The following is a 20,067-nucleotide window of genomic DNA, read 5'->3' as shown; positions in this document are numbered from 1 at the left end:
GTATTTAGTATCGTTTTTGCATATTATTTAACATACTGAAAAGATAAAAATTAATTTTTTACAAATATTAATGATCAGATATTTGCTTTATAAGCATGACTTTGTCTGCTGCGCTCAGGTACAATCTGTTTTTTCTATTGAAATACAGTACTCATGGCATCTTTGGAAACATGGATTGGTTTACGTTATTTACGTGCCAGAAAACGTAATGGGTTTATGTCATTCATTACAGCAGTCTCGATAGTTGGGATCGCATTAGGAGTAACGACATTAATTGTCGTTTTATCTGTCATGAATGGTTTCCAAAAAGAAATCCGCAATCAGCTCCTGAGTGTTGCTCCTCATGCTGAAATGGGATTCCATGAAAACAGACTGGATCAGCATTGGCAGGATTTGCAGAAACTTGTTAAAGGTAATCCTCAAGTACTGGGTTCAGCTCCTTATGTGGCTGATCAGGCTTTACTTGCTAATGCCGGCGAGGTTCGAGGTGTGCAAATACGCGGAATAGATCCGGCTCTGGAGGGTAAAGTTGCAGATTATGGTAAGGGTATGCCCAAAAATGGGTTTGCTGATCTTAAACCGGATGAATTTGGTATTCTTTTAGGAAAAGATCTGGCCGATGCGCTGGGTGCTAATATCGGAGATAAGATAACTGTTATTACGCCCGATGGGAATGTTACGCCGGCTGGAATGGTGCCACGGCTGAAACAGTTTACATTAGTAGGTGTGGTTAAAACCAATATCTATGAATTGGATAATACACTCGCTTTAACTCATATTACGGATGCACAGAAACTGTACCGGCTGGGAAATAATGTAAGCGGATTGCGTTTAAAGCTGGCTGATCCGCAGAATGCTCCGTCTGTTGTTCAAAATATTGTGCCGGCAAAACTTCATAATGAGATCTGGATTCGCGACTGGACTTTTCAAAATCGCAGTTATTTTGATGCAGTGCAGATGGAAAAACGGATGATGTTTATTATCCTGTTGTTAATCATTGCTGTAGCTGCCTTTAATCTGGTTTCTTCTTTAGTCATGGCGGTTACTGAAAAACAGGCTGATATTGCGATATTGCGTACACTCGGACTTTCTCCGGGCGGCATCATGCGTATTTTTATGATTCAGGGTGCCATAGCCGGATTCTTCGGTACTCTTTTCGGTGTACTTTTTGGTGTGACACTCGGATTGAATATTGGTCAGATCGTTGCCTTTTTTGAACATCTGACTGGTAAGCATCTGATTCCTTCACAAGTGTATTTTGTGAGCTACCTGCCTTCCGATGTGGAATTATCTGATGTTTGTATGATTGCTGTTATTTCATTATTACTGGCTTTCGTTGCTACTTTATATCCAAGCTGGCGTGCCGCCAAAACTCAGCCTGCGGAGGCTCTGCGCTATGAATAAACCAGAGTATGTTTTTGAATGTGAGCATGTCAGCAAAACTTATGATGACGGACATTTACAGGTATCTGTACTGGAGGATTTAGATTTCAAAGTCAGATGCGGTCAAAGTGTGAGTATAGTTGGTGCGTCCGGAAGCGGAAAATCTACTTTGCTGCATTTACTTGGCGGACTAGATACACCCAGTAGCGGTACTATACGTCTGATGGGACAAGATATTACCCGTCTTGGGCAGAAAGCCATAGGTCAGCTGCGTAATCAGTATCTGGGCTTTGTTTATCAATTTCACCATTTGTTGCCAGAGTTTACTGCGCTGGAAAATGTAATGATGCCTTTACTGATTGGACGCATACCGAAAGTTCAGGCAGAAGAACGTGCTAAGGAAATGCTGGATAAAGTAGGGCTTAAGCAGCGTATGACCCACCGCCCCGGTGAATTGTCTGGCGGTGAGCGGCAACGGGCTGCTATTGCCCGTGCACTGGTTACTCATCCCGCCTGTATATTGGCTGATGAACCTACAGGTAATCTTGATCGGAAAAATGCTGGCAATGTACTGGATATGATGCTGGATTTACAACATGAACTGAATACAAGTCTGGTAGTTGTTACCCATGATGATGAGCTTGCTCAGCGTTTTGATGAAGTATTGACGGTAACAGATGGTAAATTAGTACCATTCAATGTTCATTGATGTATGAATGTTTAGGTTGTATTGATTGATTAAATATGGCTGAAGCTATCAATCCGGCAGAAACTCAGGAACAGTCTGCACATCCAGCACTTGCTGCAATTGAGCATGTGCTTCGTGTGGTTGCCCAGAATGAGTGGGAAATTATTCAGCCATGGGCAGATAAGCTGTTATGGGCGCTGAATCGTGGAGACAGTTATATTATTGTTCCTCGACAGCATTCGGAGGCGCTTCGTAAATGCAGAATTCTTGTTGGAGCTGCTGGTACTTATACGCCATTTATTTTGCAAAGTAATCATTTATTTTTAGGAAGAATGTGGCAGCTTGAGCAGGATATAGCCGAGTCTATGCTGGCATTGGCTAGTATTCCGCCTGTTCATTTGAATATGGATGTAGCCGCTGATCTGGCGGACTGGTTTCCTGATGCCAACAGTACCCAGCAACGTTTTGCTGCGGCACTGGCTCTTATTCAGCATTTTGTAGTGATTAATGGCGGGCCTGGAACAGGTAAAACAACTACCGTAGCCAAAATACTGGGTTTATTGTTGAAACATACCTGGCATTTATCACGTCCGCCGCACATTGCACTGGTGGCACCAACTGGCAAAGCTGCGGCACATATGGCCAATGCTTTACAACGTGCATTGGATAAACTGCTATTATCTGATGACAGCAGACAATTGCTGGCAGATTTATCAGGTCAGACAGTTCATCGCCTGTTACAGTTACAACCTCCATTATTAACAGGCCCATTTGATGCAGAACATCCTTTACCGGTTGATATACTGGTGGTGGATGAATCTTCGATGCTGGATTTGTCTCTGTTTCGTGCACTGTTGCGTGCTTTAAAGCCTGATGTTCGTATCATTCTGCTGGGAGATGCTAATCAGCTGCCTGCTGTAGGCGCAGGAAATGTGCTGGCTGAATTATCTCAGCCGACAGTGCTGTCTCCTGAGCTGAAAAAGCAACTTACGGCTTTATTGCCCGAACAGTCTTTGCCTCCTGTCAGCGATAATGCCGGTATGGCTCAATATGTTGCAACTTTAACTCACAGTTACCGGTTTGATGCGACACAGGGTATTGGCGCTCTGGCCTCCGCTTGTATCAACGGTGACGCGACGTCTGCACTTAATGCAGTAAACAGTTTTCCAGAGCAGTTACAACTGCACCAATTTGATATACAAGTACTGTGTCGCAAATTATATTCACAGCAACAGCTATGGTGGCAGGCAGTGGCTGAAAATAATATTACTCAAGTATTCAGCCATCTTACCGATATTATGGTGCTGACTGCATGGCGTACTGATGCAGAAACATTTAATCAGCAATACCGAAGCTATTTACGAACTCAGTTACATCAGAATACAGATAGCTGGTTTGCTGGTATGCCGATTCTGATTACTCAGAATGATTATGGTGTGGGTTTGTTTAATGGTGATATCGGCGTGATTCTTCCTGAACAGAATAATAGTGGGCATTTACTCGCTTATTTTGCTGAAGGGACAAATTATCGCTCAGTTTCCCTTAGCCGCTTACCACAGCATGAGGCAGCTTTTGCCATTACGGTACATAAAAGTCAGGGATCAGAATATGATGATGTTTGGTTGCTGGCTCCGCAGTTGCGCGCAGCAGCTGATGATTCGTTGTTTAACCGTTCTCTTTTGTATACTGCATTAACCAGAGCCAGAAAACAGTTTACTTTTTGCGGTACGGCCAAACAGCTAGTACAAGGTATAAAAAATAACCAGCAACGGCATAGCGGATTAGCTACAGCTCTGGCTCAATTATTGAGAAACCAGACGCAATTGTCTTTATTCTGAGTTAGCGGGATCTGAATCCGCATTGGTTGTTTTGTTCAAATAATTCATCTGTGAATCGTTAAATTATTGTGTCATTACATCCATGTGGTGAATAAAATAAGATTATGCTATTCTGTTTGATTCTGTTACAGAATAAAGTTTCAATTATGCAAAAACCTTTAATTGCCATTATTGCGGCGATGCAGCCTGAGCTGGATTACCTGCTTGAACAACTGGATAACCGGCAGGATAGTCAGGCTGGTGCTGTTTATTTTCATCGTGGTGAAATTAAGGGCGTACCAGTGATACTTGCACTGAGTGGTATTGGTAAAGTCAATGCAGCGTTGACAACAGCAGTAATAATTGAAAGATTTGCACCTGATTATGTTATCAATACTGGTAGTGCCGGTGGTTTGAAAGCCGGTATTCAGATTGGCGACGTTGTTGTTGGTTGCGAAATAGCTCATCATGATGTTGATGTAACCGTTTTTGGTTATGTGCCGGGTCAGGTACCACAATTACCGGCACGATTTAACGCTAACCAGTATCTTGCTGATGCAGCCAGAAAAGCCGCACACGTATTTACAGGTGCAGAAATCTATACTGGTTTAATTGTCAGTGGTGACCAGTTTGTTGGTACTGCTGAACAAAATCGATTGATTAAAGAAAAATTTTCTGATGTTGTGGCGGTAGAAATGGAAGCCGCTGCCATTGCGCAAACTTGCTATCAGCTTAATATCCCTTTTGTGATTATTCGTGCTATTTCAGATAATGGTGATGCAAATGCTTCTGTCAGCTTTGATCAGTTTCTGCAACAGGCTGCCGGTAATTCTGCGCAAATGGTAATCAACTTAATTACTTCAGGATTGAATAAATCTGCCTTTGAAAACAAGTAAATTAGAGTAGTGATACTGAAAACAGAGTAGATATTCAGATAAGTAAATATTCTGATACTGCTCTGTTTTTTTATTTTTTGCTCTGAATTGTCTTAATATAATGTTGAGTACTGTTAATCTTTAGACATTTATTAGTCTTGGCAGAAAATAATAAATAATTTGGATTATTTGTGATTGAGCGTGTTTATGCAGTAAATTTTCTTACAAGCATGACATTGCTAAAATTCAATTTTGCCGGTTCCTCAGAAATTGAATTTGATATGGGGTACTGTGTGATTATATTTAAGTTATTGTCTGAAAAAATTTGATTATAAAAAATTTAAATATTATTAATTGACTTTGTAGACAAGCCACTATTTAATAGCTTCTTTACAATATAGCTGCTTATGTAATAACTGTATTTACTGTGCTGTCTGCAGCTATAGAAAATTAAGATTAATAACAGTTTATTTTTAAACGGCTTTTATTTCATCAGGATGAAATTGTGTTCCAGTCTTTTTTTCCAAAGCCACGTTGGTTTTTTCTATCTGCCATATTGTGGATAGGTCTGAATATTGCCCTCTGGTATTGCGGAGGTGAAAGTGCCGGAGAGTGGTTTGGCTGGCCGCAAGGCTATGCGACCAAACCTCTGGCTATTGGTCTTTCGCGTTTCTGGTCGCCTGCATTTTTGTGGTTTTATCTTTGGTTTATATTGGCTACAGCTATTTTTGCTATTTTCTGGTCAGTAGTAGCAAAACATCTGTGGCAGCGCTGGTCAATATGGGGTTCTGCTTTAATTCTTTTTAACATCTGGTTCAATGTACAGGTAAATGTAACGATTAATGCCTGGTATGGTCCGTTCTGGGACATGATTCAGAAGATGCTCAGTAGCGGCGGCGGACCAATCAGTAATATATATCAGAACATGCTGACATTTTTGCTGATTGCAATGGTCGCGGTAACAGTAATTATGCTGAATGCTTTTTTCGTCAGTCATTATGTATTTCGCTGGCGTACAGCCATGAATCAGTACTATATCGAAAACTGGCCGAAACTACGTACTGTCGAGGGTGCTTCTCAGCGTGTTCAGGAAGATACCATGCGCTTTGCCACTATTGTAGAAGAGCTGAGTGTCAGCCTGGTGCGGGCGGTTATGGTATTGATTGCATTTTTACCTCTCCTGTTTCAGTTATCAAGTCATGTGCCGGCCTTACCGTTAATTGGTGAAATAAAATATTCACTGGTTTGGGCTGCACTGGGTTGGTCCTTGTTTGGTACAGTTTTACTGATGGTAGTTGGTATTAAGTTACCCGGACTTCAGTTTAATAATCAAAAGGTGGAAGCAGCATATCGTAAAGAGTTGGTTTATGGAGAGGATAATGACAAACGTGCTCAGCCAGCGAGATTAAAAGAACTTTTTGAGCGGGTAAGGGTTAATTACTACAGACTTTATTTTCACTATGCCTATTTTAATATGGTAAGTACATGGTATTTACAGCTGGATGGGTTATTTGGTTTATTTATATTATCGCCATCCATTGCAGCAGGTACAATGACTCTGGGTTTAATCAATCAAATTATAAATGTATTTAATAATGTTCGTGAATCATTTCAGTATCTTATCAGTTCATGGAAAACCATTATTGAATTGCTATCAATTCATAAACGTCTGAAGGCTTTTGAATCTATACTGAATGACAAAAATTGATAGTTATTTATGATAGTTTGGAAAATTCTATAGTTAACCGATTCTGTTCTGACACCTATAGAGTTTTATTAATTTGCCGCAATGATCTTTTTATGTTCCAATTTACAAATTGTGATCAGAAAATAAGCTCGCGGTAGATTTACTAAAATTTTATTAATAATTTCAGTACAGTTCGCTTTAATTTATAACAGCCGGAATGAAATTCGAAGTTACAAGGTTTTATTTTATTTTGTAAAAAGTATGCAGCATAGCAATAGTGATAATGATTAAATACGTCATTACCCAACGCAGAATATTGATATTTTCCGCATGAAGAAGAATACAATTTCGAGATAAAATCGAGCTAGTTTTAGAAAAATGATATTTTTGTTTACAACTTAAAACTATTATTGGAATATTTGTAATTAAAAATAAATTATTTTGGAAATTATCAAATAAATCTGAATTTTATATTAACGTATGTTTATAAATGACATTAATTTGTGGCTAAATGAGCTAAATCACTGCACAATTAAGGCTGGTTATAATGGGAATTAAATATATTCCAGATGTCTGTGAATGTAATTAATGCCTGTCTAGTGTGCAAGTTATTGTTTTGTTTTCAATAATGTGGGCACGCAATCATGGAGACGATATGAATACACGTATTGAACATGACAGCATGGGTGAAATCGCTGTATCTGAAAATGTTTACTGGGGTGCGCAGACTCAGCGTAGTCTGCAAAATTTTGATATTGGCGGCGAAACTTTGCCACCAGCTATGATTCAGGCAATGGCTCTGGTTAAAAAAGCAGCCGCATTAACTAACCAGCAGCTTGAGCGTATCAGCGGTGAATGTGCCGGTCTGATAGTACAGGCAGCTGAACGTGTTCTGGAAGGGAAACTGGCTGACCAGTTTCCATTGGTGGTATGGCAAACCGGCTCTGGTACGCAGAGTAATATGAACATGAATGAGGTTCTGGCTAATGTGGCCAATGAAATTGCCGGTCAGCCAAGAGGCAGTTATAAACCGGTACACCCGAATGATCATGTTAACCATGCTCAGTCTACCAATGATTCATTTCCGACAGCTATTCATGTCGCTACAGCGATTCAGATTAATAAGCATTTGATTCCCGCTGTGCAGGCTTTACGTGACACGCTGGCTTCTAAAGCTGAAGCCTTTAAAGATATTGTTAAAATTGGTCGTACACACCTGCAGGATGCGACACCGCTGACACTGGGTCAGGAATTCAGTGGTTATGTCAGCCAGCTGGATCATGGACTAGAGCGTTTGCAGCAGGCATTACACTGGTTATATGAACTGCCATTGGGTGGTACAGCAGTAGGTACCGGTTTGAACAGTCACCCACAGTATGCAGAAAAAGCGGCAGCCAAACTGGCTGAGTTAACTGGTTTGCCGTTTGTTACCGCTCCTAATAAATTTGAGGCACTTGCCGGTCGTGATGCAGTGGTATTTGCTTCTGGCAGTTTGAAAACGCTGGCAGTCAGTCTGAATAAAATTGCCAATGATATCCGCTGGCTAGCTAGCGGACCTCGCTGTGGTATTGGTGAAATCACTATTCCGGCAAATGAGCCGGGTTCAAGTATTATGCCGGGTAAAGTGAATCCGACTCAGTGTGAAGCCATGACTATGGTTGCTGCTCAGGTAATGGGTAATGATACAACTATTACAGTGGCTGGTGCTTCGGGTAATTTTGAACTGAATGTATTTATGCCGGTACTGGTGTTTAATATTCTGCAATCAGTGCGTTTACTGGCTGATGCCTGCAATAGTTTCAATTTGCGTTGTGCACAGGGGATTGAGCCTGTAAAAGAAAAAATTGATGCCAATTTACATCATTCTCTGATGCTGGTTACTGCCCTTAATCGCCATATCGGCTATGAAAAAGCAGCTAAAATTGCAAAAACAGCGTATGCACAGAATACGAGTCTGAAACAGGCAGCTATAGAGCTGGGTTTTCTGACCGCAGAAGAATTTGATAAATGGGTTATTCCGGAAGATATGATTGCACCACACTGATGGTGTAATCTGATTAAAAGCCGTATCGAAATTAATTCGATGCGGCTTTTTTGATATTAAATTCAGTATTAACGGTTGTATGATTAAGCTATTAAAATTGATTACAATCTGATAAAAAAATTTTTGTTTTTTTGATTAGTTTGCTGTTTCTTTAATCAAACGTGCTTCTACCCGTACATAACGGTCTTTATCCAGTAATTGCAGACGGACACCAGTAGTGTCATTAACAATGCGCCAGAATTTAACAAAACCGAGTGTACCAGTACCTGTACGTTCATCTTCTATATTAGCACATAGTTTATTGATGCCAAAAGGCTGACTTAAACGCAATGTATGATGATAGTCACGATAAGTACCATTTATTTGATTACAGCCGAAATAAGCAAAATACTGATGTGTATTCGGATCAAAACGAATACGAGAAGAAGTATCTGGCGTGGGTTCACCATTCAGAGAACGGATTTCCCAATTGCCGGATAAAAATCTGGTATTAGGCTTATCTGCAAAAGCACAGGCATTAATTACAAGCAGAATAGCCACAGAAGCCAGAAGTGATGTTAATTTCTTCATTTGTTTAATTTCATTTACTTATATAGCCAATTAATTTTGACATATTTTATTATTTTAGCATTTTTATTTAGTTTTGTCAGATTTTGCGCATTATTGTTCGGATTCGCGTTGTTGTTTATACAAACGTAACCATTCAAGAGCTTCTGCTTTTTGCTGATCATTCCCATATTGTAAATCTCGCATGGCGCGGCGGTAACCAGCCTGCTCCTGTGCCTTGGCAATTTGTTGCTGCTGAAAAGAGTCCTGATTATCAGGCACTCTTCTGTGTATCTGTTGCGTTTGTGCTTTAGCCATTGCTTTTGCAATCAAGGCAGCCGGATTAATTTTGCCGGCAGACTTTGCTGCAGAAGTTGTGGTTGTTGCAGGTTCTTTAGTTTTGCGTGCATGCAGTTGTTTCTCTTTTAAACGCTGCAAGCGTTGCAGACGTTCGGTACGATGCTGAAATCGCAGACTGGCCTGAGTAGCAGCGGCAAAACGGTCACTTTCCTGCTCATCGGTCAGTGTTCTTGCCTGTGGTAACCAGTGTTCAAGTACCGACTGCATATCGATACAATCAACCGGGCAGGGGGCAATACATAATTCACAACCGCTGCATTCAGCGCTGATTACTGTATGCATTTGTTTGGTTGCGCCCATAATCGCATCTACCGGACAGGCCTTAATACATGCCGTACAACCGATACACTCGGTTTCATCAATTACAGCTATTGCTTTAGGGAGGGCAGCTTTAAGCACATCAGCCGGAGGAAGAACCTGCACATTTAACAGTTTAGCCAGATCACTGATGACAGCAGTACCGCCCGGTGTACAGAGGTTAATTTCAGCTTCTCCGCGACTCAATGCCTGAGCATACGGCAAACAACCCTGATATCCACATTGCCTGCACTGAGTCTGAGGTAAAAGCCGGTCAATGTGTTCAGAAGCAATAGACATGATAAAACTACGTAATTTTTAATACTTAAAGAACTATTCTAACATAAAGCTAAAACAGCAAATTTATACATATAAGCAGACTTTATTAAATATTATAGTCTGTTTATTCTGCTTTGTATTCAATCCTGTGCGGTTGAGACTGAGATTATTTACCTGTAGGTGCTGTCCAGCCTCCGCCAAGAGCCTGATAAAGTGAAACCTGTGAATTCAGATAATCTGCTTTACTCTGAATTAGCTGACTTTGTACGCTCAGTAAATTGCGCTGGCTGTCCAGAACATCAAGATAAGGAGAATAACCTGCACGATAACGATTTGTTGCATGATGCAGGGCATTCGCCAATGCATCTCTTTCCATTGCCAAAGCTTGTTCCTGTTCCTGCAGGCGATAGCTGCCGGATAATTGGTCCTCAACTTCTTTTAGAGCAGTCAGAACAGTTTTGCGATAGTTCCAGACAGCTTCATTACGTTTAGCGACATTCAGATCAAAATTTGCTTTTAATTGTCCGCCTTCGAATACAGGTGCCAGAATACTGCCGCCTATACTCCATAAATTAACCGGTTCTTTAATTGGTGAAGTAGTAAACAGACGGCCGAATGTAGCACTGATTTTCACAGAAGGTAAAAATTGTGCCTGAGCCGAGGCCAGACTGGCATCACTGGCAGCTATTAATAGTGCCGACTGAACTATATCCGGACGATTTTTCATCAGATCAGAAGGCAGTATGTCAGGTATAGCCGGTGCATGCAGTTCTGATAAGGATAAACCGCGTTCAATGGTACGGCTGCTACTGCCTGTCAGCATACTCAGAGCATGTTCCTGTTGGCTGATACTGGATTGAACTACCGGAATCTGTTGCAGTGTGGCTGCATATTCAGCCTGTGCCTGATTCAGTTCCAGCTTGGATGTATAGCCGACATTAGCTTTAGATTGAGCAATTTTTAGCTCTCGCTGACGCGCTTCCAGAGTTTTTTGCAGTAAATTCAGCTTTTCATCAAGTGCACGCAGAGTGACATAAGATTTAACCGTAGTTGTGATGACACTCAGACGGGTTGCTTCTTCGGCAATTTCACTGGCTTGCCGGTTCAGACGACGTGCTTTCCATGCATTACGGTTTTGACCAAAAACATCCAGTTCGTATGCAGCCTGAAATGTTGGCTGTTCTACACGGTTAATGGTAGCAATACCAAAAGCATTCAGGCTTTTTTGCCGTGAAGTACCGCCGCTGGCTTCCAGACTGGGTAGTAAGGATGCGCGCGAAGCATGTTCCTGAGCGAGTGCTTCCTGTATTCGTGTTTGTGCCAGAGCGATATCAATGTTATTAGCAAGTGCTTCACTGATAAGCCGGTTTAAAACCGGATCATTAAGCTGAGTCCACCATTGTGCATCTGCAATTTGAGCGGAGTGATGATACTGTTCATGCCACTGTACCGGAACTTCGACCCGCGCAGTTGCCGGAATGTTCGGAATTCTGGGAATACAACCACTGGCACTGACTGATAGAGCAATCAGGGTAAACAGTCTGATTAAAGGTGTTTTCATGCTTTCACTCTGGTTGTATCTATACTTACTACCACAGACATGCCCGGGCGCAGACGTTCAAAAAGCTCATTACTGGTATCAATGCGTATGCGGACAGCGATACGCTGTGGTACTTTAACGAAGTTACCTGTAGTGGTATCTGGTTTGATTGCAGAAAACTCACTGCCGGCAGCCGGAGAAATTTTTTCTACGGTACCTTTGATTTTGGCTCCGTTCAGGGCATCCACTGTAAACCATGCTGGCTGACCAACGCGGATATTGGCTGTCTGTGCCTCTTTAAAGTTAGCGACCACCCATTTGCGTGCAGGTACCAGAAACATTAATTGTGTTCCGGCATTTACCAGCTGACCATTTTTGACGCTGATTTCACTTAACCGACCACTTTCAGGCGCCCGGACAACGGTATTGGATAAATCAATCTGAGCCAGTCCGAGCTGTGCATGTGCATTATCAACGTTTGCTTTCAGGCCGCTCTTGTTAACATGAGTGCTTTTCAGATCTTCCTGAGCAACCCGATATTGTGCTTTAGCTTCCGCAACTCCGGTTTGAGCCTGTTTTAATGCAGCTCTTGTCTGGTCGCGTTCACGTAAGGAAAGCGAACCATCAGCAACCAGAATATTCACCCGGGCCATATCAGCCTGAGCTTTTTCCAGTTGCGCTTGAGCATTGGCAATATCTGCCTCACGAGCTGCCAGAGTTGCTTCTTTACTGCGGCGATTCTGTTCGTAATTGGCTAAAGAGCTATCCTGTAAACCAATTCCGGCTTCAGCGGCTGCAACTTTTTGTTTGTATATCCGGTCATCAATCTGTATGAGTGGCTGTCCAGCCTTAACGTCGTCAAAATCCTGAACATATACCTTAGTAACGTAACCAGTTACTTGAGGACTGATAATGGTAGTCTGACCACGTACATATGCATTATCAGTTGATACCATTGAGTTGCGGAATGGCGGTAATTTCCATGCACGTAAAATCATCAGGACACCAAGCATTAATACCAGTACCAGAATGGCAGTTACAAACCATTTACGTTTAGGAGGCTGCCACTGACTGACTGTCGGCTGAGCAGGCGAGGGATTAGCCTTACCGGCAGAAGCGGATGAGCTGCTTTGCTGATTTGTGCCCGCCTGATTCGTATTTGGCTGTGCTGATGTCTGTTCATTAGCGGTTTTGCTTGCTACCGGAGCAGACTGTGCGGTTTGATTGCCGGTTGTTTTCTGATTTTGATCCGGATTGTTTTGTTGTGTGTCAGTCATTATTGTCCTTCTTTATTTTATTGTTTTGGCGGTTCTTGCATTGCACGCTGGCGGGCAGCCGCATAGTTTCTCAGTTCACGCCCGATTGGGTTGGTACCGTGTATCTGATGCCACCAGCGATGTGCGCCGACAACCAGAAAGCAGATTAACGAACCGATTCCCACCAAAACAAATAAATCATTGTAAGCAGCCACTTGTGCCAGCATGGTGTCCTGTTGAATCAGTTTACTGACACCATAGGCATGATTCCAGCTGCTATCAAAACTAAAACTCTGGCTCGCCAGAGCATTCTTCTGAATTACCTGATTGACTAACGGGTCTGTCAGGTATGCACTGTCTGCGCTGTTAATCAGATGAATGCGTGTTCTAATCGTAATGAAAGCATTAAGTAACGCTGAACCGATTAGCCCGCCGACTGTTTGTGAAAAACCGAATACAGCCGAGAAACTCATGATATATACAGGGTCTTTGGAAAGAGCTCGTATCAGTCCTTCCATCATAACCGGCCCGAAGAAAAACAGCGAAGCAAAGGCAATCATAAACTCGGGAATATAGAAGTTAACCGGTCGTGACCACTGATTCTGTCCAACTTCCATAAAACTGGCCATGGCAATAATGGCAAATGAAATGACCAAAGGTAATTTAATATCAAGAGGGTTGAATGTTAATACACTAGTAAGCAATCCGAGTGCAGCACCACAGGAAACAACCGCATAAAAATGTATCATCTGGTCATTACTCAGGCCTAAAGCTGTCATCAGACCAGCTGCACCCATGTTTTGCTCAGATAAAGCTACTCTTATCAATGAACCGAAAATCAGTATCTGGAGCATGCCATTGGTATGCATCATCCATTTGATATCCAGCATCGGGCGTTTGCGGTTGTATTCAATAATCACGGAAAGCATACAGCATACGACGCCGGCTACAAACAGCCAGCCAATCCAGTCTTTGTCCCACCAGACAATTCTGCCTTGTACCGCTCCTGCAGAAATAAAGGCAATTCCGGCAGCCAGCAAAGGGAAGCTTATCAAATCAATTTTTTCGAAAGATTTTTCCAGATAGCCAGAGGGAATAGGTAACAGCCATACTGCACCGCAAACCAGCAATGCCATACCTAACTGAAAACTGAATACAAGCTGAAACTGTTCGTGCTGTAAAAGCAGGGGAGAAATAAATCTGGCCAGCGGCTGGCTGAGCTGAGTAAGCCCCAGCCCGAATATCATGCCTTTACCACGATGAATAGCCGGCATCGCCTGCATCATGTAATACATGGCTACACTGTTTAAGCTGCCGCCTACCAACCCGCTCATACCACGTGCGAATAATTCCATATAATAATCATGGAAAAAAAACTGAAGGCAATTAGTCAGTATCAGCCCAAGAATGATATAGCCTACATAACGCGGCAACCCGAAATTCTGGCGGATTTTAAAAAGTAATACACTGATAATGGCGCTGAACATGTAATAGGATACCTGTATCCAGCCGCCCTGTTCAGGTGTCAGTCCCAAGTAGCCCTGAATCTGGGGAATGTTGGCCAGCATCATGCCATTGGTAAATCCGGCAGTTAAGCCAACGATTGTGCCAATGATGCCGTAGCATAAACGCCTTTTCCACGGATGGTCGGGAAATGACGGTGAGCCCGCCATCATGGGGCGTTCATGCGGTTTTAACTGATAGGTATTTTGAGACATGGATTTTTTACTGCAATATACATATGCTGAAGCCGCTACAATTAAAAATGCCATCCAGTAATCCTGATTAACTCAGATGGATGGGCGATAAACGTTCAGCGTGTAAGTATTCTAAAACAAATTTTTGGTTTCTGCTAACAATATTTTAATATCTGTGATAATAATTCTGCTTTAGAATAACGGATATAAATTGTTAATTTTTAAAATTATTTATCATTGTAAAAATATAAAACTATTGTGTCTGTCAATAATTCTCAAGTGATTGAGATAAGTTACGATTACATAAATATACGATAATTAAAACAGACAAGACTGCATATTAGTTTAATGCAAAATAGGACGAAAGTTCAGTAATTGCTGATTGATTTTTAGAGACAGGCAAAAATGATAATCACACATAAGTATTAACTTATTTTGTTAATAAAAAATCCAGAAGAGTAGATGGTCGTTAAAAACAAAAAAGCATAATCCTGAGATTATGCTTTTTTGTTTTTAACTGGTGCCGGCACCAAGAGTCGAACTCGGGACCTTCTGATTACAAGTCAGCTGCTCTACCAACTGAGCTATGCCGGCGAAAGAGGAGCGCATTATGCGCAATAAAATTAAATCGTGCAAGCCCTTTTGGTGATTATTTTTTAAATTTACAATTAAACTGCTGTTTTAACGATTAATTAAAATATTCAAGTTTTAGCCTGACGGCGACAAACTATAACTTTTTTTTATAACGTCCTATATTATAATACTGAGTTTTGTTTATTTATCGGGAGTGTCAGGGTGGGACACCATTTGAAACTCGCGCTTGCCGGCGCGCAAATTCTGTTTGTAGCATTTGGTGCTATGGTTCTGGTACCGTTGCTGACAGGGCTGAATCCGGCACTGGCATTAATGGGTGCAGGTATAGGTACTTTATTATTTCAACTTTGTACTAAACGTAAAGTACCGATTTATCTGGGTTCCTCTTTTGCGTTTATTGCACCGATTATTTATGCCATGCAGGAATGGGGACTGGGTTCAACTATGTTTGGTCTGTTTGCTGCCGGCTTTATGTATTTTGTTTTTGCCGCATTAATTAAATGGCGCGGTCTGGCTTCAGTACATCGTTTACTGCCACCAGTGGTCATTGGTCCGGTGATTATGGTGATAGGTTTATCGGTGGCTGTGGTAGCAAGCAGTATGGCTATGGGCAGATCTGGTGATAAGCAGGTGGTTGATTACGCTCATTCTTTGTTTTTGTCTGGTTTCACATTTGCTGTAACGGTTATTGTTACCGTATTCGGCAGCAAAATGATGCGGCTGATTCCGATTTTGATTGGTGTGGCCGCCGGTTATATTATGGCCTTATTTACCGGTATGGTAGATACCAGTGCCATGGCAGCAGCACCATGGTTTGCTGTGCCACATTTCGCTACGCCTGAGGTTAACTGGCAGGCTGCACTGTTTATGCTGCCCGTAGCTATCGCACCGGCTATTGAGCATATTGGCGGAATCATGGCTATTGGTAAGGTAACAGGCCACGATTATGTAAAAGACCCCGGCTTACATCGCACTTTGCTGGGTGATGGTTTGGGCGTATGTGTGGCTGGTCTGATTGGCGGCCCTCCGGTTACTACTTATGGTGAGGTTACCGGCGCGGTAATGATTACTAAAAACAGTAATCCGGTAATTATGACCTGGGCAGCCGTTTTTGCAATTTTTATGGCTTTCTTTGGTAAGTTTAATGCATTTCTCAGCTCTATTCCGTTGCCGGTAATGGGCGGGATTATGTTATTGCTGTTTGGAACTATTGCTTCACTGGGTTTGAAAACGCTGATTGATGCCAAAGTGGATTTGATGGAACCGCGTAATCTGGTGATTGTCAGTTCCGTACTGACTGTCGGTATCGGTGGTATGGTTGTGAAAATTGGTACGATGGCTTTTGCTGGTGTGGGTTTATGCGCTTTACTGGCAATTGTACTTAATTTGCTTTTACCGGCTAAATCGTCAGCCCAGTCCTGATCAATTATTCAAATCGTTTGATCCTGTTAAAAAACCGCAGCCTGTTTATAGCTGCGGTTTCTTATGTTTGACGGAAATTCAATTTATAAGACAGTAGTCTTATTCAAGTTAATTTTTTCAGTTCAAACAGAAAATAGCGGCTTTTGCCGCTATTTTAGACTAACCGGACAACCGGCTAAGATTAAGCTGCCTGAATATTAGCCGCTTGTTTACCTTTTGGACCGGTGGTCACGTCAAAAGATACACGTTGACCTTCTTTCAAGGTTTTGAAACCATTCATGTTGATTGCAGAGAAATGCGCAAACAAATCTTCGCCACCTTCATCAGGTGTAATAAAACCAAAACCTTTAGCGTCGTTAAACCACTTAACAATACCAGTTGCCATGAAACTTCCTATACATAAAAAACAAAATAAAGAACAAGTTTACGACACAAAAAGGCCAACAAAGTAGTGAACGGCTGTACATCAGTTTGTCTGGCAGTCTATGTCTGACTTGTTAAGTAGTCTTTTTACATAGGTTAAGAACTAACGTCAAGCAAGCTTACCGAAAAATGATAAAATTATTAAAACCGTTACTAAAAACCCACAGATACATGTAGATTACTAGACAATGTCAAATACGAAGATACAAATTGTTAGCCAGAGCCAGAAAGCAATGATAATGCCGCCAAAACGCTATAAAGTGGTGTTGCTGAATGATGATTATACGACAATGGATTTCGTTATCAGTATATTAATGGATGTGTTTCATTTACCACATACGCAGGCCATCGCCATTATGCTGATGGTGCATGAATCCGGAAGCGGCGTGTGTGGTGTGTTTCAAAAAGATATTGCAGAAACAAAATGTAATCAGGTTTTATCACGCTCGGAAGCAGCCGGTTTTCCTTTACAGTGCCTGGTAGAAGAGGCCTGAATTGCCTGTTTGGGTAATTACGGGTGAAATATTGGTTCTGCGGGTGCCACTTGAATTTTATCGTGTATGCTTCATGTTTATACAAGCGATTGAAATTATTTGCTGTCACTATTGATAACGTAACTTTGCCAGGAGGTCGGATATGATTTCGGCACAGCTTGAAAAAATTTTGCAATATATTTATGCAGAGGCTCGTAGCCACGCCTTTGAATTTATTGGTGTCGAACATCTGTTGCTCGGCCTGTTGCAGCAAAGTGAAGATGTCAGTGAAGTATTACAGGCTGTTGGCGTAGACAATCATTTACTGGCTAAACAGTTACAACAGAGTATTCATGAAAACACTCCGGTCTTGCCGGATAATGAGCTTGAACAGTCTGAATTACAGCCTACACTGGGTTTTCAGCGAGTTTTACAGCAGGCTATTGTACATGTGCGAGCGGCGCAGACAAAAGGTGAGGTAACACCGGTTGATGTACTGGTTGCGATTATGTCGGAAAAAGACAGTCATGCCGTGTATTTTATTGAAGCGCAATCAGTAACCCGTCTGGATGTGCTGCGATACCTGACACTGGGTAATCATCGTTTTTCTCAGGATAAAAATACTGAGCAGAACAATGAGACAGAAGCTGCCAAAGCAGAGGCAAAAGCTCTGGAGCTGTATACAGTGAATCTCAATATGGAGGTAATGGCCGGACGTATCGACCCGTTAATTGGACGTAATGAGGAAATACAGCGTCTGATCCAGACATTATGTCGCCGACGCAAAAATAATCCATTACTGGTAGGGGAGGCAGGTGTAGGTAAAACCGCTCTGGCAGAAGGACTGGCTTATTTACTAGTACATGAAAAGGTACCTGAATCTATTAAAGGTTCAGTAGTTTTTTCTTTGGATATGGGTGCACTGCTGGCCGGAACAAAATATCGCGGTGATTTTGAAGCCCGACTAAAAGCCGTAATCAAAGAATTAAGTGAGCTGGATAAAGCTGTGTTGTTTGTTGATGAAATTCATACCATCATTGGAGCAGGCAGTGTATCCGGCGGGACAATGGATGCATCCAATCTCCTCAAACCGGCATTAGCCAAAGGAAGTATGCGCTGCATTGGCGCCACTACGTATCAGGAATACCGCACCATTTTTGATAAGGATCACGCATTAAGCCGGCGTTTTCAGAAAATAGATGTAGTAGAACCTTCCGTACTGGAAACGGTACAGATATTGCAGGGCTTACGTCCGGCATTTGAGCACTTTCATCAGGTACGTTATACCCGTGCAGCATTACAGGCTGCTGCCGAGTTATCCGCGCGCTATATAAATGAACGTTTTTTGCCTGATAAAGCGATCGATATTATTGATGAAGCAGCGGCCGCACAGAAAATTCAGCCAAAATCCAGACAGCGTAAAGTTATCGGACGGGCTGAAATTGAGGCTATTGTCGCTAAAGTGGCACGTATTCCGGAAACAGCTGTTTCTCATGATGATAAACAGGTATTGCGTTTTCTGGCTGATAACCTGAAAGCAAAAGTTTTTGGACAGGATCAGGCTATAGATGTGCTGGTTGCATCAATAAAAATGGCTCGTTCTGGTTTGAAACCGGCTGATAAGCCGATTGGCAGCTTTCTGTTTGCCGGGCCTACCGGCGTCGGTAAAACTGAGGTTGCCAGACAGCTGGGACAATTACTGGATCTGCCATTATTGCGCTTTGATATGTCTGAATACATGGAACGCCATGCTGTTTCGCGTCTTATTGGATCGCCACCGGGCTATGTAGGATTTGAGCAGGGCGGATTACTGACTGATGCAGTGAATAAACAGCCTTATTGTATATTACTGCTGGATGAAATTGAAAAAGCTCATCCTGATGTATTTAATGTATTGTTACAAGTGATGGATTATGCCAAGCTCACAGATAATAATGGTCGTAGTGCGGATTTTCGTAATGTAATTGTCATTATGACTACTAATGCCGGTGCGGCCGAGCTTGCTAAACCTAACCTTGGTTTTACTGGTCAGCGTGAGCAGTCTGACAGTTTGATTGCTATTAAGAATACATTTACCCCCGAATTTCGTAATCGTCTTGATGCCATTGTTCCATTTAAGGCACTGGATGAAAAAATTATTGCTAAAGTGGTTGATAAATTTTTGTTGTCTTTGGAACAGCAGTTACTGTCTAAGCAGGTTGTGGCTGAATTTACACCTGCGTTACGTGCCTATCTGGCTAAACATGGTTTTGATGCGGCAATGGGTGCGCGGCCGATGCATCGTCTGATACAGGAACGTATTCGTAAATTACTTGCGGATGAATTATTATTTGGCCGGCTAAGTGAGGGTGGTGTTGTACGAATTGATTATTTACCACAGCCTGACGAAGTGGTACTCGATTTTACAGATCCACAAAAAAACAGTCAGAAAGAATCTGAGTCGGTAACTATTGAATAAGTGTGTTAATAATAATATATATTTTGATAAAAAAAAGTGTGGCGAAAAGCCACACTTAAACACACACATCAAGAGGAAACCAATCAAAGTAAGTTCATTATAATGTTTTCATTAACAAGTGTTTTGATTCATATCAAATGTAAAGCCTTAAACTAAAAAAATTTAAAATAAACGAATTAAACCTTTTTTAGTAAAGAATATGAAAATTGTTTATTTTCGAAAATAACA

At 41.8% G+C, this 20,067-nt stretch carries 15 protein-coding genes and 1 tRNA gene; 9 read left to right on the top strand and 7 right to left on the bottom strand.

Annotation, left to right across the window (positions count from 1 at the left end; translation table 11 throughout):
• Positions 1-153: 153 nt before the first annotated feature.
• From H3T84_RS04430 to fumC, 6 genes are all read left to right on the top strand, one after another.
• Positions 154-1,404: a lipoprotein-releasing ABC transporter permease subunit gene (locus H3T84_RS04430; RefSeq protein WP_174833174.1), complete on the top strand. Its 1,251-nt coding sequence runs from the start codon at positions 154-156 to the stop codon at positions 1,402-1,404.
• Positions 1,397-2,092, top strand: coding sequence for a lipoprotein-releasing ABC transporter ATP-binding protein LolD (gene lolD / locus H3T84_RS04425; RefSeq protein WP_198218294.1), 696 nt, complete (start codon positions 1,397-1,399; stop codon positions 2,090-2,092). Before H3T84_RS04430 ends, lolD begins: the two co-directional genes overlap by 8 nt.
• Before the next feature lie 35 nt (positions 2,093-2,127).
• Positions 2,128-3,909 carry an exodeoxyribonuclease V subunit alpha gene (recD, locus tag H3T84_RS04420; RefSeq protein WP_198218286.1) on the top strand — a complete coding sequence of 594 codons (1,782 nt, stop codon included), beginning with the start codon at positions 2,128-2,130 and terminating at the stop codon, positions 3,907-3,909.
• A 146-nt stretch (positions 3,910-4,055) separates the two neighbouring features.
• Positions 4,056-4,784 carry a 5'-methylthioadenosine/adenosylhomocysteine nucleosidase gene (locus H3T84_RS04415; protein WP_078475270.1) on the top strand — a complete coding sequence of 243 codons (729 nt, stop codon included), beginning with the start codon at positions 4,056-4,058 and terminating at the stop codon, positions 4,782-4,784.
• Between the two features lie 484 nt (positions 4,785-5,268).
• Complete coding sequence (sbmA, locus tag H3T84_RS04410; RefSeq protein WP_198218279.1) at positions 5,269-6,471, top strand: peptide antibiotic transporter SbmA; 1,203 nt, start codon at positions 5,269-5,271, stop codon at positions 6,469-6,471.
• A gap of 634 nt (positions 6,472-7,105) precedes the next feature.
• The gene (gene fumC / locus H3T84_RS04405) at positions 7,106-8,494 is read left to right on the top strand and encodes a class II fumarate hydratase (protein ID WP_198218272.1); all 1,389 of its coding nucleotides are present in this window, start codon (positions 7,106-7,108) and stop codon (positions 8,492-8,494) included.
• A 135-nt stretch (positions 8,495-8,629) separates the two neighbouring features.
• Here the strand turns inward: fumC and H3T84_RS04400 are convergent, their stop codons facing one another.
• From H3T84_RS04400 to H3T84_RS04375, 6 genes are all read right to left on the bottom strand, one after another.
• Positions 8,630-9,064 (bottom strand): META domain-containing protein, encoded by a 435-nt coding sequence (locus H3T84_RS04400; protein WP_198218264.1) that lies wholly within the window; start codon positions 9,062-9,064, stop codon positions 8,630-8,632.
• Between the two features lie 90 nt (positions 9,065-9,154).
• Positions 9,155-9,997, bottom strand: coding sequence for an RnfABCDGE type electron transport complex subunit B (locus tag H3T84_RS04395; RefSeq protein WP_198218256.1), 843 nt, complete (start codon positions 9,995-9,997; stop codon positions 9,155-9,157).
• Between the two features lie 145 nt (positions 9,998-10,142).
• On the bottom strand, positions 10,143-11,537 hold the full coding sequence (locus H3T84_RS04390) for an efflux transporter outer membrane subunit (protein WP_198218248.1): 1,395 nt from the start codon (positions 11,535-11,537) through the stop codon (positions 10,143-10,145).
• On the bottom strand, positions 11,534-12,793 hold the full coding sequence (locus tag H3T84_RS04385; protein ID WP_198218246.1) for an HlyD family secretion protein: 1,260 nt from the start codon (positions 12,791-12,793) through the stop codon (positions 11,534-11,536). Before H3T84_RS04385 ends, H3T84_RS04390 begins: the two co-directional genes overlap by 4 nt.
• Before the next feature lie 17 nt (positions 12,794-12,810).
• Positions 12,811-14,544: an MFS transporter gene (locus H3T84_RS04380; RefSeq protein WP_084563415.1), complete on the bottom strand. Its 1,734-nt coding sequence runs from the start codon at positions 14,542-14,544 to the stop codon at positions 12,811-12,813.
• A gap of 443 nt (positions 14,545-14,987) precedes the next feature.
• A tRNA-Thr gene (locus H3T84_RS04375) sits at positions 14,988-15,063 on the bottom strand.
• 201 nt (positions 15,064-15,264) lie between these two features.
• Here H3T84_RS04375 and H3T84_RS04370 point away from each other — a divergent pair.
• Complete coding sequence (locus H3T84_RS04370) at positions 15,265-16,485, top strand: uracil-xanthine permease family protein (protein WP_174833185.1); 1,221 nt, start codon at positions 15,265-15,267, stop codon at positions 16,483-16,485.
• A 181-nt stretch (positions 16,486-16,666) separates the two neighbouring features.
• Here H3T84_RS04370 and H3T84_RS04365 read toward each other — a convergent pair whose 3' ends face one another.
• On the bottom strand, positions 16,667-16,870 hold the full coding sequence (locus tag H3T84_RS04365) for a cold-shock protein (protein WP_025330479.1): 204 nt from the start codon (positions 16,868-16,870) through the stop codon (positions 16,667-16,669).
• A gap of 226 nt (positions 16,871-17,096) precedes the next feature.
• Between H3T84_RS04365 and clpS the strand changes: the two genes are divergently transcribed.
• Both clpS and clpA read left to right on the top strand, forming a co-directional pair.
• A complete protein-coding gene (clpS, locus tag H3T84_RS04360; RefSeq protein ID WP_174833186.1) occupies positions 17,097-17,402 on the top strand; it encodes an ATP-dependent Clp protease adapter ClpS in 306 nt (101 codons plus the stop codon).
• A gap of 142 nt (positions 17,403-17,544) precedes the next feature.
• Complete coding sequence (gene clpA / locus H3T84_RS04355; protein WP_198218244.1) at positions 17,545-19,839, top strand: ATP-dependent Clp protease ATP-binding subunit ClpA; 2,295 nt, start codon at positions 17,545-17,547, stop codon at positions 19,837-19,839.
• Positions 19,840-20,067: the final 228 nt, after the last annotated feature.

Source organism: Snodgrassella sp. M0110, from assembly GCF_016101465.1.
GTDB classification, from domain to species: Bacteria; Pseudomonadota; Gammaproteobacteria; order Burkholderiales; family Neisseriaceae; genus Snodgrassella; species Snodgrassella alvi.
The sequence above is the reverse complement of the archived record's forward strand: the minus strand, read 5'-3'. Positions and strand labels throughout refer to the sequence as shown.

Excerpts from the sequence above, each read along its gene's own strand:
- H3T84_RS04430 (WP_174833174.1), top strand. The coding sequence starts at position 154 with ATGGCATCTTTGGAAACATGGATTGGTTTACGTTATTTACGTGCCAGA.
- lolD (WP_198218294.1), top strand. The coding sequence starts at position 1,397 with ATGAATAAACCAGAGTATGTTTTTGAATGTGAGCATGTCAGCAAAACT.
- recD (WP_198218286.1), top strand. The coding sequence starts at position 2,128 with ATGGCTGAAGCTATCAATCCGGCAGAAACTCAGGAACAGTCTGCACAT.
- H3T84_RS04415 (WP_078475270.1), top strand. The coding sequence starts at position 4,056 with ATGCAAAAACCTTTAATTGCCATTATTGCGGCGATGCAGCCTGAGCTG.
- fumC (WP_198218272.1), top strand. The coding sequence starts at position 7,106 with ATGAATACACGTATTGAACATGACAGCATGGGTGAAATCGCTGTATCT.
- H3T84_RS04400 (WP_198218264.1), bottom strand. The coding sequence starts at position 9,064 with ATGAAGAAATTAACATCACTTCTGGCTTCTGTGGCTATTCTGCTTGTA.
- H3T84_RS04395 (WP_198218256.1), bottom strand. The coding sequence starts at position 9,997 with ATGTCTATTGCTTCTGAACACATTGACCGGCTTTTACCTCAGACTCAG.
- H3T84_RS04390 (WP_198218248.1), bottom strand. The coding sequence starts at position 11,537 with ATGAAAACACCTTTAATCAGACTGTTTACCCTGATTGCTCTATCAGTC.
- H3T84_RS04385 (WP_198218246.1), bottom strand. The coding sequence starts at position 12,793 with ATGACTGACACACAACAAAACAATCCGGATCAAAATCAGAAAACAACC.
- H3T84_RS04380 (WP_084563415.1), bottom strand. The coding sequence starts at position 14,544 with ATGGCATTTTTAATTGTAGCGGCTTCAGCATATGTATATTGCAGTAAA.
- H3T84_RS04365 (WP_025330479.1), bottom strand. The coding sequence starts at position 16,870 with ATGGCAACTGGTATTGTTAAGTGGTTTAACGACGCTAAAGGTTTTGGT.
- clpS (WP_174833186.1), top strand. The coding sequence starts at position 17,097 with ATGTCAAATACGAAGATACAAATTGTTAGCCAGAGCCAGAAAGCAATG.
- clpA (WP_198218244.1), top strand. The coding sequence starts at position 17,545 with ATGATTTCGGCACAGCTTGAAAAAATTTTGCAATATATTTATGCAGAG.